This window comes from Tissierella sp. MB52-C2 (assembly GCF_030931715.1).
Classification (GTDB): domain Bacteria; phylum Bacillota; class Clostridia; order Tissierellales; family Tissierellaceae; genus Tissierella.
Genome location: NZ_CP133261.1, coordinates 848,403 through 864,964 on the forward strand (window position 1 = coordinate 848,403; position 16,562 = coordinate 864,964).

General features: G+C 30.3%; 17 protein-coding genes. 14 read left to right on the plus strand and 3 right to left on the minus strand.

What is annotated here, in order from left to right; genetic code table 11:
* Nucleotides 1-23 precede the first annotated feature (23 nt).
* From RBU61_RS04225 to RBU61_RS04245, 5 genes are read left to right on the plus strand one after another with little or no spacing between them, the layout of a single operon-like run.
* A complete protein-coding gene (locus RBU61_RS04225; RefSeq protein WP_308878326.1) occupies nucleotides 24-1,730 on the plus strand; it encodes an ABC transporter ATP-binding protein in 1,707 nt (568 codons plus the stop codon).
* Nucleotides 1,731-2,564 carry an energy-coupling factor transporter transmembrane component T gene (locus RBU61_RS04230; RefSeq protein WP_308878328.1) on the plus strand — a complete coding sequence of 278 codons (834 nt, stop codon included), beginning with the start codon at nucleotides 1,731-1,733 and terminating at the stop codon, nucleotides 2,562-2,564.
* Nucleotides 2,565-2,581: 17 nt separating this feature from the next.
* Nucleotides 2,582-3,424, plus strand: coding sequence for an S-adenosyl-l-methionine hydroxide adenosyltransferase family protein (locus tag RBU61_RS04235; RefSeq protein WP_308878330.1), 843 nt, complete (start codon nucleotides 2,582-2,584; stop codon nucleotides 3,422-3,424).
* 8 nt (nucleotides 3,425-3,432) lie between these two features.
* Nucleotides 3,433-4,239, plus strand: coding sequence for a GNAT family N-acetyltransferase (locus RBU61_RS04240; protein WP_308878331.1), 807 nt, complete (start codon nucleotides 3,433-3,435; stop codon nucleotides 4,237-4,239).
* The gene (locus RBU61_RS04245) at nucleotides 4,232-5,074 is read left to right on the plus strand and encodes an S-adenosyl-l-methionine hydroxide adenosyltransferase family protein (RefSeq protein ID WP_308878332.1); all 843 of its coding nucleotides are present in this window, start codon (nucleotides 4,232-4,234) and stop codon (nucleotides 5,072-5,074) included. Before RBU61_RS04240 ends, RBU61_RS04245 begins: the two co-directional genes overlap by 8 nt.
* A 32-nt stretch (nucleotides 5,075-5,106) precedes the next feature.
* On the opposite strand, the gene RBU61_RS04250 is transcribed toward RBU61_RS04245, so the two are convergent.
* Together RBU61_RS04250 and RBU61_RS04255 are read right to left on the minus strand one after the other, a co-directional pair.
* A complete protein-coding gene (locus tag RBU61_RS04250; RefSeq protein ID WP_308878334.1) occupies nucleotides 5,107-6,030 on the minus strand; it encodes a pseudouridine-5'-phosphate glycosidase in 924 nt (307 codons plus the stop codon).
* A gap of 4 nt (nucleotides 6,031-6,034) precedes the next feature.
* Entirely contained in the window at nucleotides 6,035-6,961 is a 927-nt protein-coding gene (locus tag RBU61_RS04255) for a carbohydrate kinase family protein (protein WP_308878335.1), read from the minus strand.
* A gap of 259 nt (nucleotides 6,962-7,220) precedes the next feature.
* Between RBU61_RS04255 and RBU61_RS04260 the strand changes: the two genes are divergently transcribed.
* From RBU61_RS04260 to RBU61_RS04275, 4 genes are read left to right on the plus strand one after another with little or no spacing between them, the layout of a single operon-like run.
* The gene (locus tag RBU61_RS04260; protein ID WP_308878337.1) at nucleotides 7,221-8,285 is read left to right on the plus strand and encodes an ABC transporter ATP-binding protein; all 1,065 of its coding nucleotides are present in this window, start codon (nucleotides 7,221-7,223) and stop codon (nucleotides 8,283-8,285) included.
* Entirely contained in the window at nucleotides 8,282-9,178 is an 897-nt protein-coding gene (locus RBU61_RS04265) for a sugar ABC transporter permease (RefSeq protein ID WP_308878338.1), read from the plus strand. Before RBU61_RS04260 ends, RBU61_RS04265 begins: the two co-directional genes overlap by 4 nt.
* 14 nt (nucleotides 9,179-9,192) lie before the next feature.
* Complete coding sequence (locus tag RBU61_RS04270; RefSeq protein WP_308878339.1) at nucleotides 9,193-10,014, plus strand: carbohydrate ABC transporter permease; 822 nt, start codon at nucleotides 9,193-9,195, stop codon at nucleotides 10,012-10,014.
* 51 nt (nucleotides 10,015-10,065) lie between these two features.
* Nucleotides 10,066-11,421: an ABC transporter substrate-binding protein gene (locus tag RBU61_RS04275; RefSeq protein WP_308878340.1), complete on the plus strand. Its 1,356-nt coding sequence runs from the start codon at nucleotides 10,066-10,068 to the stop codon at nucleotides 11,419-11,421.
* Between the two features lie 66 nt (nucleotides 11,422-11,487).
* Here RBU61_RS04275 and RBU61_RS04280 read toward each other — a convergent pair whose 3' ends face one another.
* Nucleotides 11,488-12,048, minus strand: a complete 561-nt coding sequence (locus tag RBU61_RS04280; RefSeq protein WP_308878341.1) for a CD3072 family TudS-related putative desulfidase — start codon at nucleotides 12,046-12,048, stop codon at nucleotides 11,488-11,490.
* A gap of 227 nt (nucleotides 12,049-12,275) precedes the next feature.
* Between RBU61_RS04280 and RBU61_RS04285 the strand changes: the two genes are divergently transcribed.
* The 5 genes from RBU61_RS04285 (at nucleotide 12,276) to RBU61_RS04305 (ending at nucleotide 16,521) form a co-directional block, all read left to right on the plus strand.
* The gene (locus RBU61_RS04285) at nucleotides 12,276-12,584 is read left to right on the plus strand and encodes a helix-turn-helix domain-containing protein (protein ID WP_308878342.1); all 309 of its coding nucleotides are present in this window, start codon (nucleotides 12,276-12,278) and stop codon (nucleotides 12,582-12,584) included.
* A 165-nt stretch (nucleotides 12,585-12,749) separates the two neighbouring features.
* Complete coding sequence (locus tag RBU61_RS04290) at nucleotides 12,750-14,201, plus strand: IS1182 family transposase (protein WP_308878343.1); 1,452 nt, start codon at nucleotides 12,750-12,752, stop codon at nucleotides 14,199-14,201.
* Between the two features lie 290 nt (nucleotides 14,202-14,491).
* Nucleotides 14,492-15,187 carry a pirin family protein gene (locus RBU61_RS04295; protein ID WP_308878344.1) on the plus strand — a complete coding sequence of 232 codons (696 nt, stop codon included), beginning with the start codon at nucleotides 14,492-14,494 and terminating at the stop codon, nucleotides 15,185-15,187.
* Nucleotides 15,188-15,221: 34 nt separating this feature from the next.
* A complete protein-coding gene (locus tag RBU61_RS04300; protein ID WP_308878345.1) occupies nucleotides 15,222-15,821 on the plus strand; it encodes a nitroreductase family protein in 600 nt (199 codons plus the stop codon).
* Nucleotides 15,822-16,332: 511 nt separating this feature from the next.
* Nucleotides 16,333-16,521: a hypothetical protein gene (locus tag RBU61_RS04305; RefSeq protein WP_308878346.1), complete on the plus strand. Its 189-nt coding sequence runs from the start codon at nucleotides 16,333-16,335 to the stop codon at nucleotides 16,519-16,521.
* The last annotated feature ends 41 nt before the right edge of the window (nucleotides 16,522-16,562 follow it).

The window sequence follows — 16,562 nt, forward strand, 5'->3', positions numbered from 1 at the left end:
TCATAGCATACTTGGAGGCATATATGAATAATAAACCGATCATAGAATTTAATGATTTTACATTTAAATATTATAGCCAAAGTGAGCCTACACTTCACAATATTAACTTAAAGATCTATCCTGGGGAAAAAATCCTTATAGTGGGGCCAAGTGGTAGTGGAAAAAGTACCCTTGGACACTGTTTAAATGGACTTATCCCCTTTTCATATAAAGGGGAGATATCAGGTAGTCTAAGAATAAATGGACTTGAGACAAAAGAATTAGATATATTTAAACTATCAAAGTTTGTTGGTACTGTATTACAAGACTCAGATGGTCAATTCGTTGGATTGACTGTAGGTGAAGATATTGCATTTGGATTGGAAAATGATAATACAGAAAATCACATTATGAAAAAAAGGGTAGAGGAAGTATCTAAAATGGTAGATATGGGTAATTTTCTAAGTTCATCTCCTTATGATCTGTCAGGGGGACAAAAGCAGAGAACAGCTTTAGCGGGAGTTATGATAGATGATGTAGACGTTCTTTTATTTGATGAGCCTTTAGCAAATTTAGACCCAGCAACTGGGAAAACTGCCATAGAAATTATAGACGATATTCACAAAGAATCTAAGAAGACAATCATAATAATTGAACATAGGCTAGAAGATGTACTTCATAAAAATATCGATAGAGTTATTTTAGTAAATGATGGACGTATATTATCAGATATGAACCCACACCAGTTAGTTTCTTCTTCTGTGCTTGTTGATAATGGAATAAGAGAACCACTTTATATAACGGCATTAAAATATGCTGGAGTAGAAGTAAGTGAGAAAATGATGCCTGGCCATATATGGAGTCTAAAAATAGATGATAATGATGATAAGATACTTAATTGGCATAGTTCAATAAAAGAAGATAAGGAAAATTTAAAAGGAGATTCATTTTTAAGGCTTGAGAATATTTCATTTTCATATAATTCACAGACAAAAGTGTTAGAAAGAATAAGTTTTGATATTAAAGAAGGTGAAATGGTAGCCATAGTTGGTAAAAATGGTGCAGGGAAATCCACCTTATCTAAACTCATATGTGGATTTGAAAAACAGAGTAAAGGCAATATCTATTATAAAAATAATAATATTAAGGATATGACCATTAAGCAAAGAGCAGAAATCATAGGTTATGTAATGCAAAATCCTAATCAGATGATTTCTGAAAATATGATTTATGATGAAATAGCCCTTGGACTTAGAATTAGAAAAGTAAGTGAAGATGAGATAAAGAAGAAGGTAGATAAAGTTCTTAAAATATGCGGGTTATCTCCTTTTGTGGATTGGCCTATTTCAGCTTTAAGCTATGGTCAGAAAAAAAGAGTTACCATAGCTACAATTCTAGCTTTAGACCCTAAGATTATAATCTTAGATGAACCAACAGCTGGCCAAGATTATAAACATTATTCAGAGATTATGGAGTTTTTAAAGAAAATTAACTCCCTAGGTATAACAATAATATTTATAACTCACGATATGCATCTAATGTTAGAGTATACAAAACGAGCTATTGTATTGGCAGATGGTAAAATAGTGGCTGATGAAAAACCATCAGTGATTCTTACAGATAAAAATGTAATACATAGTGCAAATTTAAAAGAAACCTCTCTTTTCAATCTCGCACAAATGGCTGGTATAAAAGATGAAACAAAATTCGTGCAAGGCTTTATTGATTATGAAAGGTTGGTGGGATTATAGATGAAAAATAATTTATTTTCATATAATTTAGTCGATACACCAATTCATAGACTTTCTGGTCTTACTAAATTAATAGCATTTTTATTATTAACTTTTGCCGTTATGTTTTCTTACGATATTAGAGTAATTATAGGTGTGATGATTTTTTCTTTCTACATTTTAAAAATATCGAAGATTAAATTTTCTCAAATAAAACTTATGATAATTTATGTTGGAGTATTTTTAGTTACTAACGCTATAATTACTTATTTGTTTGCTCCTGAGGAAGGTGTAGTTATCTATGGGACAAGGCATGAAATAGTTCATTTAATTGGTAGATATAGTTTAACATGGGAGCAAATTTTCTATCAGACGACAAAGCTTTTGAAATATGCTTCAGTAATACCATTAGGAATTATATTTTTATTAACAACAAATCCTAGTGAATTTGCTTCATCCTTAAACAGAGTAGGAGTTAATTACAAGGCGGCTTATGCTGTGGCATTAACTTTGAGATATTTTCCTGATATACAAAGAGAATACGTAGATATAAGTTTGGCTCAACAAGCTAGAGGGCTAGATTTATCAAGTAATGCAAAATTGAAAGATAGATTTAAGAATGCTTTACTTATAATAGTGCCTTTAATATTTTCCACTATGGATAGAATAGAGTTAATTAGTAATGCAATGGATTTAAGAGGTTTTGGAAAACATAAAACAAGAACTTGGTATAATTCCAAAAAAATGCATAAGGGAGATTATTTTTCAATAGGAATTTCGATACTAATTTTTATATCAACTATTTTAGTATCTGTATTTATCAATAAAAGTAGATTTTACAATCCATTTATTTAAGGAGGAAAAGAAAAGACATGAAGCCAATTTTAGTTTTTCAGACAGATTTTACTTATAAAGAAGGTGCTGTTTGTGCAATGTATGGAGTTGTTAAAACAGTAGATAGATCCCTTGAGATAATCGATGGAACTCACGAAATACCACAATACGACATATGGAGTGGATCCTATAGATTATTCCAATCCATGAAGTTCTGGCCAGAAGGTACAATATTTGTATCTGTAGTTGACCCTGGTGTAGGAACTAAGAGAAGAGCTTGTGTAGCAAGAACTTCAGATGGATATTATGTTGTTACTCCAGACAATGGTTCTTTAACTCATTTGAAGAAGTGGGTAGGAATTGAAGAAGTAAGGGAAATCGATGAAAGTGTAAATAGGTTAAAGGGCAAAGACACAGAAGGAGTTAGTATATTCCATGGTAGAGACCTATTTGGATATTGTGCTGCAAGACTTGCAAGTGGAATAATTACTTATGAAGAAGTAGGGCAATCATATCCAGTAGAAGAAATAGTAGAACTACCTACACATGAATCAGTAATAGAAAAAGGTTGCGTGAAAGGAATGTTTGAAATAGGAGATCCTAACTTTGGAAACCTATGGACTAATATTCTATTGAAGGATTTCAATGAAGCAGGCTTCAATTATGGAGATAGAATAAAAGTAAAAATAAGTCACAAGGGTGAATTGAAATTTGAAGAGACTTTACTATTTGAAAGATCTTTTGGTTATGCAGAAGTAGGGGAAGCTTTAATATATAATAATGAATTAATGAAAATAAGTGTAGCAGTAAGTCAAGGTAGCTTTGCAGAAAAATATTCTATAAGCTATGGTCCAGAGTGGACTGTGGAATTCAGTAAGTAGGATTAGATATGTTAGTTAAAGCAACAGAGAATAATAGAGAAGAAATATTAAACTATTGCCTAGAGGAAGAAGTTTTCAATATCTTTATAATTGGAGATATTGAAAACTTCGGATTTTCATCTGGAATCCAAGATATATGGTATGAAAAAGAAGATGATAAAATCATAGGAATAGTACTTAGATACCATACTACACTTATTGTTTATAGTAAGGATTTAAATATGGACTTTTCATCGATTAGAGCAATTACTGACAATATGAACATAGAAAATATAAGCGGCAAGTCTACAGTAATAGATAAGCTTTATCCTTATTTGAAGGGTAATTATAGTAGAAAAGATACTAAGTTTTGTCAGTACAAAGATATTGGCGGTTTAAAAGATATAAAAGATGATATTAATGTATCAGATGAAAAAGATGCTATGGAAATAGCAGCTGCATATGGTGAAATCTCTGAATTTAAAGCTCTATATTCATCTGATATAAATATTAGATACAATCAAATCTTCAATCGTATTTCTACTGGTGAAGGTAAGCATGTATTTATAAAAGATAACCTAGGAATATTGTCCCATGGTAATACTACTGCAGAAAATAGCCATAGTGCTATGATTGGTGGAATATTCACAAGACAAAATGAAAGAAGAAAAGGTTTTGGAAGCCAAATAGTTTCTTATTTGGTAAAAGATCTAATAAACAGAAAAAAGAATATATGCCTATTTTATGGAAACGAAGAAGAAGGAAAGTTTTTTATGAAATTAGGTTTTGAAATAATAGGTAATTGGACTGTACTAAGGAGTGAAAAAGATGAATAAAGTTTTAGTATTACAAAGTGACTTTGGGCTAGTTGATGGAGCTGTAGCTGCAATGATAGGAGTAGCCCATGATGTAGATATGGATCTTAAAATATATAGTTTGACCCATGATATAACTCCATATAATATATGGGAAGCATCCTATAGATTATTTCAATCGATAAAATTTTGGCCAAAGAATACAGTTTTTGTTTCAGTAATAGATCCTGGAGTTGGATCTTCAAGAAAGTCTGTAGTAGCTAAAACTAAAGATGGACATTTTATAGTTACTCCTGACAATGGAACATTAACTCACTTAAAAAAATATATAGGTATAGAAGCAGTACGAGAAATAGATGAGAAAAATCATAGAAGGAAAGAATCAGAACTTTCCCATACTTTCCATGGGAGAGATATATTTGCTTATACTGGTGCTAAATTAGCTTCTGGAAAGATTGCTTTTGAAGAAGTAGGGGAAGAACTTTCTGTAGATGAAATAACAGAATTAGAAGTAGGGGAAATTATTAAGACTGAAAATAGTATAAAGGGAAATATAGATATATTAGATGTACGTTTTGGTAGCTTGTGGACCAATATTACTAGAGAAGACTTTTTATCCATAGGACTTGAATATGGAGATAGAGTAGAAGTAGTTATAAAGAATGGCTCTACTTTAGTTTATAATAATAGAATAACCTTTGGAAAGTCTTTCGCAGATGTATATGTAAGTGAACAGATAATATATGTAAACTCATTGCTTAGAATGGCAGTAGCCATAAATCAAGGAAACTTTGCCAAGGCCTATAGTATAGGTACTGGAATTCATTGGACAATAGAATTTAAAAAAACAAGTTAATATAAAATAAATAAGAGCCTTAAGGCTCTTATTTATTTTATATTACATAACTCAGATGCAATTTGTGCTGCTAATTTTACATTATTATATACTAGTTGGATATTTGCTTCAAGGCTTTTTCCTTCTGTAATCTTTTGAATTTTATCAAGTAAATAAGGAGTAGATTCTTTCCCTTTAATACCTAATTTATCAGCCTCTACAACGGCATCTTCTATAGCCTTTGATATATAATCACTATCCATTGCATATTCTACAGGAATAGGGTTTGCAATAACCATGGAACCCTTCATGTTTAAATCTTCTTTTGCCTTTAAAGCCTTAGCTATTTCTAAAGGATTGTCCATTCTATAATTTACTTTAAATCCACTTTCCCTAGTATAGAAAGCAGGAAGTTCTTCAGTTTGATAGCCAATAACAGGAACACCTTTAGTCTCTAAATACTCAAGAGTTAATCCAAGATCTAAAATAGATTTTGCACCAGCACATACAACAGCTACATTAGTATTAGATAATTCTTCTAAGTCAGCGGAAATGTCCATTGTTGTCTCTGCACCTCTATGAACTCCACCTATACCACCAGTACCAAATACTTTTATTCCAGCAAGGGAAGCTATTATCATAGTAGCAGCTACAGTTGTAGCACCATCTTCTTCTTTTGAGACAAGAATAGGTATATCTCTTCTGCTTGCTTTAGTTACATTAAGTCCTTTTTTACCAAGATAATCTATTTCCTCAGGCGTAATTCCTACGGTAAGCTTTCCACCAATAATAGCAATAGTTGCAGGAATAGCACCATTATCTCTAACTATTTTTTCAACATTTAAAGCAGTTTCCATATTTTGAGGATAAGGCATACCGTGGGATATAATTGTGGATTCCAATGCTACTACAGGTCTATTTTCTTCAATTGCCTTTTGTACTTCAGGATTTATTACTAAAACATCTTTTAAATTCATATGATTACCTCCAATTGTTTTCCATTAAATTTATAATTTGTTCTTCGGATATATTTTTAGCCACCGTTGAACTAGAATTGATACAAATATAAGAAGCTGATAAACCAGCTTTAGCTGACTTTTCTAAATCAAAGCCTTTTAGATATGCCCAAATTACAGCGGCTATATAACTATCTCCTGCACCAGTGGTATTTATAACTTTAGTTTCTATAGGTAAGATATTTCCTCTATGATTTCCATCGGTGAAATATACTCCTTTAGCCCCTAAAGAAACAAACAGCCTTTCTACACCTTTTTCAAGAATAATATCAGTTGCCTTTTCTAAATCTTCTATAGTATTAATTTTCATATTGGAAAGGATTTCAGCTTCAATAATATTCGGCTTTAAGGTATAAATGTTGTGAATTGAGTCCTTAATCTTTTCAGTCTTCTTAGTAGAGACTGTATCAAGAAATATAGGAACATTGCAATTATCCATTAAGTACTTAAGAGAATCTTCAGGTATATTAGTATCTACTACACATACTTTACCATTATTAATTACTCCAAGCTTTTCTTTAAGATAGCCAGGAGTGATATATTTATAGATTTCCATATCGGAAATAGCTACTTTCATTTCTCCAGATTCATCATTGATACAAAGATAGGTAGATGTTCGCTCATTAGTCATAATAAGAGAATGTTCTAAGCTAATATTAAGTTCTTCACAATTATTAGTTATTTCTCTAGAATAGCCATCATCACCCAATACAGTAATAAACTTTACATTTACATTCAATCTACTAAGATTTTCGGCAATATTTCTACCTACACCACCTAAAGATAAAATAGTTTGACCTGGATTAGAATCATTGATATTTAAGTCGTAATGAGGCGTACCTGTAATATCAATATTAGCACCACCAATAACAGTTACATACTGTTTTTCCATTTATTCACCTACTTTAAATATACTTACTCTCTATATATTATATCCTATATCATAAATTATCAATGATTAATAAATGGTTTTATATTATTTTGATTTTTAAGTACTCAGATAATTAGATTAATCTATAGTAAACCATGTAAATATAGAAATATTAAATTTAACTTATGTATCCAAAAGTGTTATCCTATAATCTGGTAGATTAACCATAGTCTATGAGAAGCAAACGCTAGGATTTAAATATAGAAATTTGAGGGGTTATATGAAAATTACATTAGAAAATATATGTAAAGCATTTGGATCAGTTAAGGCAGTAAATAATTTGAATTTAGAAATAGATGATGGCGATTTAATATCCATATTAGGCCCCAGCGGATGTGGAAAAAGTACTACATTATCTTTAATTGCAGGACTTTTAAAACCTGATAATGGAGATATATATTTTGGAGATAAAAAAGTTACAAATATAGAGCCAGAAGATAGAGGGATAGGTATGGTATTTCAAAACTATGCACTATATCCTCATATGTCTGTGTTAAAAAATATTATGTTTCCCTTGAAGATGAAAAAAATGAACAGAAAAGAAGCTAATAGATTAGCTACCCAAATGGCTGAACTTACAAAAATAGAAGATTTGTTACATAGAAAGCCTTCTGAACTTTCAGGTGGCCAGCAGCAAAGAGTTGCAATTGCTAGAGCCCTAGTAAAAAAACCTGAAATCTTGTTATTAGATGAACCTTTATCTAATTTAGATGCAAGACTTCGGATTGAAATGAGAGAAGAAATCAGACGAATTCAGCAGGAAGTAAAGATTACTACTATTTTTGTTACTCACGATCAAGAGGAAGCAATGAGTATTTCAGATAAAATTTTATTGATGAAAGATGGATTATATCAACAATATACTACACCAAAAGAGATGTACTCTAATCCCTCCAATAAATTTGTAGCTAGATTTTTAGGAAATCCACCTATTAATTTCATAGAAGCTGAGATAATGGATAATAAAGAGGATATTAAATTACATAATAGTAATATTATATTAAATCTATCTAGACATTTAAAAGACAGAGAAATAAGGGAACGTGAAATAACTTTAGGAATTAGACCAGAAGATCTTATTATAACTAATAAGGATGAAGCCTTATTTTCTGTAGAAGTAACAGGTATACAGATTATGGGGAAGGAAATCTATATTATTGCCAATATAGATGAAGGGATAAAGATTACCTTAGTTGTTTCATGGGACTTTAACATAGATTTAGGGGACAGGCTATATTTAGATGTTAAAAACATCCATATATTTCACAGGGGGGATGTTTGTTGAGAGTAATAGACAAATTAAGAAAATCAAACACCTTTAAGGGATTATTATATATTCTTCCTGCAACATTGATATTGGTCGCATTTAAGATTTATCCCATAATTAAATCCTTTACCATGTCTTTTTATACTGATTTTGATTATTTAAGTGGTGAAGTATATAAAAGAGGTTTTGATAATTTTCAGTATGTATTAAGTGATCCGGATTTTTATTTGGCTCTAAAAAATACATTCTATTTTGTATTGGGAGCTGTACCTTTATCAATAATAGTATCTTTAGGTTTTGCACTGTTATTAAATTCCAATATTAAACTGAATAGTTTTTTTAGGTCTATATATTTTCTACCTTTTGTTACTTCAACAGCAGCTTTAGCTATTATATGGAGATGGATTTTCAATGGTGATTATGGACTGGCTAATTATTTAGTTATGTCTTTAGGTGGGAAAAAGATAAAGTGGCTAACAGATCCTAATCTAACAATCCCAATACTAGTTCTCTTTAACGTATGGAAGGGAATGGGATATAAGATAATCATCTTCTTAGCAGGATTACAAAATATTGATAAAAAATACCACTTATCTGCCAAAATAGACGGTGCAAATAAATGGAATATATTTACTAACATTACTTTGCCATTACTAAGTCCTACCTTATTTTTTGTATCTATTACTTCTGTAATAGGTGCTTTTAAAATATTTGATGAAGTTTTTGTATTATACAATACAAGTACAGGACCATTGAAAAGTGGATTAACCATTGTTTATTATATATTTAATAAATTCTATAGACATTGGCAGTTTTCCATTTCTTCAGCAGCTGCATTTGTATTATTTATCATAATACTTATATTTACTTTAATTCAGCTGAAAATTGGAAAAACCAAGTCTAATTACTAATAAGGATGATATTAATGAAAAGAACATTACAGAAAACTTTAATATATATGATACTTACAGTAGGTGCACTTTTTATACTAGTACCTTTTATATGGATGATATCCACATCTTTAAAGCCCTCTAATGAGGTGCTTATAATGCCACCAAAGTTTATCCCTTCTAAATTAATGTGGGAGAATTACAAGATAGCCTTGGAAGCAGCTCCTTTTAAAACATATTTTAAAAATAGCATAATAGTTACAGTTTCTGTTACATTAGGAGAAATAATCACTACTATATTGGCAGCATTTGCTTTTTCTAGGGTGAATTTTAAGGGAAGAGATATTATATTTACTATTCTCATAGCAACTATGATGGTACCAGGAGAAGTACTTACTATACCTAATTTTGTAACATTGAGTAAATTAGGGTGGATAGATACATATAAGGCGTTGATAATTCCTTGGTGTGCCAGTATATATTCTATATATCTTCTTAAACAGCATTTTATGAGTATACCAGATGAATTATATAATGCTGCAAAAATTGATGGGTGCAGTGATTTTAAATTTCTATGGACCATAATGGTACCTTTAGCCAAACCTACAATAGTTACCTTGATTATATTGAAAGTAATAAGTAGTTGGAACTCATTTTTCTGGCCTCTTATAGTAACTAATTCTAAGGAAATGAGGACATTACCTTTAGCTTTATCTGCATTTACCAATGAATTTGGAACAGATTACAATGTTTTAATGGCTGCAACAAATATTATAGTATTGCCTGTGATTATATTTTATACTATACTTCAAAAACATATTATATCGGGAGTATCCAAGGCGGGAATAAAAGGTTAGCTTAAACACTGTACAAGTGATTAAATAAAATTAAAAATAGGAGGATTTTAAATGAAGAAACAATTATTAGCATTATTTTTAGTATTGGTTTTATCTATATCATTAGTTGGGTGTAAATCAAAACCTGTAGACAATAATGAAATAGTTGATGAGGTAGGTGAAGTTAAAGAAGATGAAATTTTAACAGAGATTACTGAATCAACAGAAGTAGTATTTTGGCATGCAATGAGTGGCTCAAACGAAGAGGCTTTAGTTAATTTAGCAGATAAATTTATGGATGAAAATCCAAATATAAAGATAAATCTTCAATTTCAAGGAAATTATAGAGAATTATTTGAGAAACTAATGGCTGCTGCTAAAGCAAATCAATTGCCTACTATGACTCAAATATATTCCAATAGATTATCTTGGTATGTTGAAAAAGGATTAGTTGAAAATCTAAACCCTTATATGGAAAATGAGAAAGTTGGATTAAGTAAAGAAGAATTAGCTGATTATCCAGCATTATTTTTAGATGATGGAATATGGAATGGCAATCAGTATGCTATGCCATTTAATAAGAGTCAAATGGTTTTATACTATAATGTAGATATGTTTGAAGAAGCAGGAGTAGAAGTACCAAAGACATGGGAAGAATGGAAAGTTGCAGCAGAGAAATTGACAAAAGATACTGATGGAGATGGAGAGCCAGATATATATGGTTTAGTATTTGCAAATAATATTTCCACAGATATAGCTCCATGGTTAAAACAAGCAGGTGGTATGACTATGAGTGAAGAAACAAATGAATTATATTTTGATACTCCAGAGACAGAAGAAGCTATAGAGTTCTTAAATGGATTAATTCAATCAAAGGTAGCACGTACAGCAGGAGAAGATAAATATGCTAACGTTCCAGTATCACAAGGAAGGGCGGCAATGTGTGTAGCATCTACATCAGCTATATCAACCATAGAGAAAAGTACCTTAGAAGGAATAAATATATTTGCAGCACCTCTTCCAGGACATAAGACAAATGACCAATTATACTATGGTACAAATGTAGCAGTATACAATACTGGGACGCCAGAGGAGAAATTAGGTGCTTGGTTATTTAGTAAGTTTTTATCAACACCAGAAAACACAGCTTATTTAGCACAAGAAACAGGATATTTACCAGCTAGATATTCTGCTAGAGAGATTCCCGAATATAAAGCATACTTAGAATCAGCTCCAATTAAAGCAGTAGGATTAGAAAGCTTTGATATTGGATTCCAAGGAACAAGAAATATAGGTGGAATAAATGCATTAGATGTATTGGGAGAAGAGTTAGACCTAGTATTTGCTGGAGAAAAATCTGTACCTGATGCTTTAAAAGATGCTCAAGAAAGAGGAACTAGAGCTTTAGAAGAAGCAAGGAAAAACTAATAAAAGCGACTTATTTAAACATACCCCTGTCAAGTAGACAAGGGTATGTTTAATTTAAGCCGCTTTTTATAATGATTTTTTAATTTGATCTATTATTGACGCTAAGTTTTCTTTATGAAAATCTATCATAGGTATGTCTAGATCATTGTCTTTAAAAATTTGATTTATCTCTTCCATAAATATTCCACTATCATCTATACCTGAAACAGTAGCGATAGTACCTTGAATATCAGGATTAGATCCTATTTCTCCACCCCAGTTGCCTGAACAAGTTCTATAGATTCCACAAGTAGGACTTCCATATATGCCCATGAGAGAGATTATTTCAAAGCCATTAGATTGATACTCTAATATTTGATCTAAAATTGGCTCAAATAATTCTCTGCAAATTTTTCTATAATGGGGATGATCGTATTGCTCCTTTACCTGCCCCCATCTTTTTAATCCATATCCCTTTAACTCAGGACAAGGAAGCTGAATAATGCCAATCTCACTATCTAAAAGGAATTTTAAAAAATCCATTGTATTTAATTCTGTTATTTTTTCATCTTTATCCCATTTTTTCACTTTAGAATATTCATTTAATATACAGTGGGATAATATGATTACTTTTTTAGCTTTAGTCATTTAATCACTCCTATTTACTTTATCAGGCAACTAGACCAAGCTTCATTATATGTTTTGCTAAGAAATTAGTCAAATTGAAAAATTTTATAGATAGACAGGGACTTATTACTACAATTTGACAATAAAATTGATTGAAAAATTATATTATATATTTGAGCAGTATTATATAATAATTTACTTACTATTTTCAACTAAAAATGGTACAATATAAGTAGGTGGTGAGTTAAATGACAAAATATCATTTATGTCCAAAGTTTGAAGATGCTTTTGAACTATTAGGAAAAAGATGGACTGGATTAATTATAAGAACATTGTTAAATGGACAAAAACGTTTTACAGATATATCGGCATCCATACCAAATATGAGTGCAAGAATGCTTACAGAAAGATTTAAAGAACTAGAGCAAGAAGGAATAGTAATACGAAAAGTTTATCCAGAAACTCCCGTAAGAATCGAATATGAACTTACGGAAAAGGGAAAAGCCCTGGAAACTGTTATGGATGAAATACAAAATTGGGCTGAAAAGTGGAGCTAATAGTTAAATAAGTTTAAAAATCCTCTAATTTAATTGAGGCCACTGAAAAAGTACTAGTAAAATAGAATTAAAGGCATAACAAATACAATAATAGTTGTAGGAGTTATGCTTTTTTTGTTGTAGAATATATATATAAATACATTCTAATTGATGAAGGTGATTCTAATGCTAAAAAAACAAATGGAAATGATTTTAAGTACATATAGTGAAATATACAATTTGATTATTCCAAAAGATAATATCCTTAGAAAGATAAATGAAATGATTGATTTTTCATTTGTTTATGATGAATTAATCACAAAATATTCTCCTGATAATGGAAGAGGTGCAATTGATCCTTTAAGAATGTTCAAATACCTTCTTCTAAAAGTAATTTATGATTTATCAGATATAGATGTCGTAGAACGTTCAAGATATGATATGTCATTTAAGTATTTCCTTAATATGGCACCAGAAGAAGACGTTATTAATCCAAGTTCTTTAACAAAGTTTAGAAAACAAAGATTAAAAGATATTAATTTACTCGATTTACTCATTGGAAAAACTGTAGAAATAGCATTAGAAGAAGGTATAATAAAAAGCAATTCAATCATTGTGGACTCCACTCATACTAAAGCAAGATATAACCAAAAATCGCAAAGAGAAATCCTTCTTGAATACTCTAAGAAATTAAGAAAATCAGTCTATGAAATAGATGACTCAATAAAAAAAGAATTTCCTCCAAAAGTAAATAGCGGTATTCTAGAAGATGAAATACAATATTGTAAAAAACTAATATCTGTTGTTGAAAACAATGAAATAATATCGCAATACCCTAAAGTAAAAGAGAAAATGAATTTATTAAAAGAATTAATTGAAGATGATTTAGAAATGCTAGAATATGCTAATGACAAGGATGCAAAAGTAGGTCATAAAACTGCAGACACTTCTTTTTTTGGATATAAAACTCATTTAGCATTGACAGGAGAAAGAATAATAACTGCAGCCACCATAACATCTGGAGAAAAGCATGATGGTAAACAATTAAAAGATTTAGTAGAAAAATCACGTAAAAATGGTATTGAAGTAAATGAAGTAATAGGAGATACCGCATACTCAGAAAAAGATAATATAAAGTATGCCAAGGAAGAAAAATTTAGATTAATTTCAAAGCTAAATCCTACAGTAGCCCACGGCAATAGAAAAAATGAGGACAAGTTTGAATATAATAAAGATGCTGGAATGTATGTCTGTAAAGCAGGGCATATGGCAATAAGGAAAGCACGCCAAGGTAAAAAAGGGGGAGCAAGAAATCAAGTCAATACATATTATTTTGACATAGAAAAGTGTAAATGTTGTTCGCATAAAGATGGATGCTATAAAGAAGGTGCAAAAACAAAATCATATTCTGTATCTATAAAATCTGTAACTCATCAAGAGCAAATGAATTTTCAAGAAACAGAGTATTTTAAAGAGAGAGTAAAAGAACGGTATAAAATAGAGGCTAAAAATAGCGAATTAAAGCATAGACATGGATATGATATAGCATCATCTTCATGTCTAATTGGCATGGAATTGCAAGGAGCACTCACAATATTTGCAGTAAATTTAAAAAGAATAATTGCATTAATAAAGTAAGTTAAATTTAATATCATAAGCTTTTATTAAAGAAAAACGAACTAGTGATAAAAAATATCCCTAGTTCGTTTTAATTTCATTATCTAGATTAAAAATCGAGAAAAGCAACTAATGTTTTTCAGTGGCCTCATTTAATTAGGGGATTTTTTTATTTAAAAATTTTTTAAAATTATACTTGACATATTAAATTATATATGCAATAATAAAACTACACTAAGTAAATAAAAGTAAGTTAATAATAAATAAAAAACAAGTATAAAAAGGTAATTAAATTGAAAGAGGTGGACGATGTGTTAAGAAAATTAGATAGTAAAAACATGGGTCGTTCTGACCTAGGATGGCTACAAAGTATATTCCATTTCTCATTTTCAACATATTACAATAAGGATAATATGAATTTTGGAGTATTAAGAGTAATAAATGATGACCTGGTAAAAGCTAATACAGGATTTGAGACCCATCCTCATAAAGATATGGAGATAATATCTTATATAGCAGATGGAGAACTAACACATGGAGATAGTATGGGAAATAAAAACACTATCAGCAGAGGTCATGTACAATATATGAGTGCGGGAACAGGGATATATCATAGTGAACATAATTTAGGAGAAACAACATCAAGGTTTTTACAAATATGGATACTTCCAAATGAAAAGGGACTTAAACCAAATTATGGTGACTATAGATTTGAATGGGAAGATAGAAAAAATAAATGGCTTCAAATAGTATCAAGTATTGATGGCGATGCACCAATTAAGATATATCAAGATGCAAATATATATGTATTAGAATTAGATGAAGATAAAGAAATTGATTTTAAAGTTAATGAAGGAAGACAGGCATATTTAGTACAAATAGAAGGAAGTGCAGAAATAAACGATATTTTACTAAATAATAGGGATGCATTAGAGATAGTAGAAGAAGATATAATAATAAAATCAAGGGAAAAATCCCATATTATAATGATAGAGATGAAAAAATAAATCAAAAAAATAAAATTAGCTGGAGGAATATAAAATGACAAAGAATTTTTATGAAGCGGTAGAGCAAAGAAGATCACATTATGGAATTAGCAAAGATGTAGTATTATCTGATGAAAGAATTCAAGAAATAATAGAACATGCAGTGAAACATACACCATCAGCATTTAATTCACAAACTACAAGAGTAATTTTATTATTGGGTGAGCATCATACAAAATTATGGCATATTACTAAGGAAGCCCTTAGAAAAATTGTACCTGCTGAAAAATTTTCATCTACAGATGAAAAAATCAACTCCTTTGATGCTGGATATGGTACAATATTATTCTTCGAAGACAATAGTATAGTAGAATATTTACAAAAAGAATTTCCAACGTATAAGGACAATTTTCCAATATGGTCACAACAAACAAATGGAATGCATCAATTTGTAATATGGACAGCATTAGAATCAGAAGGATATGGCGCATCAGTTCAGCATTATAATGAACTTATTGAAGAAGATGTAAAAAAAGAATGGAATGTACCTAATAACTGGAAGCTAATAGCTCAAATGCCATTTGGTAAACCAACAGATGTACCGGGAGAAAAAGAGTTCAAACCACTAGAAGAGAGAGTTAAGATATTTAAATAGTTCAAAATACCCCCTTCTGACGACAATAGGATTAGCGTCAGAATGGGGTGTTTTTTTATAACGAATAGGAAAGCTCTACTTTCAATATCTTGATATTAAGTGCTTCCCGCAAATAGGTTTCAAAAAATATTCCGATATAGTTGCTCTTATAGAGAAATAGAATCTTAATATCTAGAATTTGTCATAAAAAATTTTATTTTATAGTCAATACATAGTTGGAAAATATAACATTATAGCTAGTTTTGTCGAATGAATTGAAATGTTTCAGATTGGATGGTAGTGTATAGGAAAACAAACAGTTGATTTTCCATATTAACCGGGGGATAGTATGAAGGAGTCGAGACAAGGTTAGAAATTGTGATTAGCAAATAAGCGAGATCAAGAGTTCTATCATAAAGAGTTATAAATTGATGAACCAATAAAGGGATAGCTATCATACTGCTAGCCATAATCAAGATAATTTTAATGAGTATAATTTCTAAAATTCAATATAATTGAGGGGGGAAAAATAATGAAATACTTAGTACAACCAATGGTAGGAAGTTTAATTTTGGATAAAGAAGATCATGAAGTAGGTACAAATTGTATTGCTAGATGCATAGCTGATGATAGTTGTTATAATTATGAAATCTGCTATACTCCAACAGGACCTAAGATGATTCAAACAGGGATTAATCCTGCAGATATAAATACAGACTAAGTTGTAATTTAGTATAAATTAAAATGACTAGCAGTATGTAC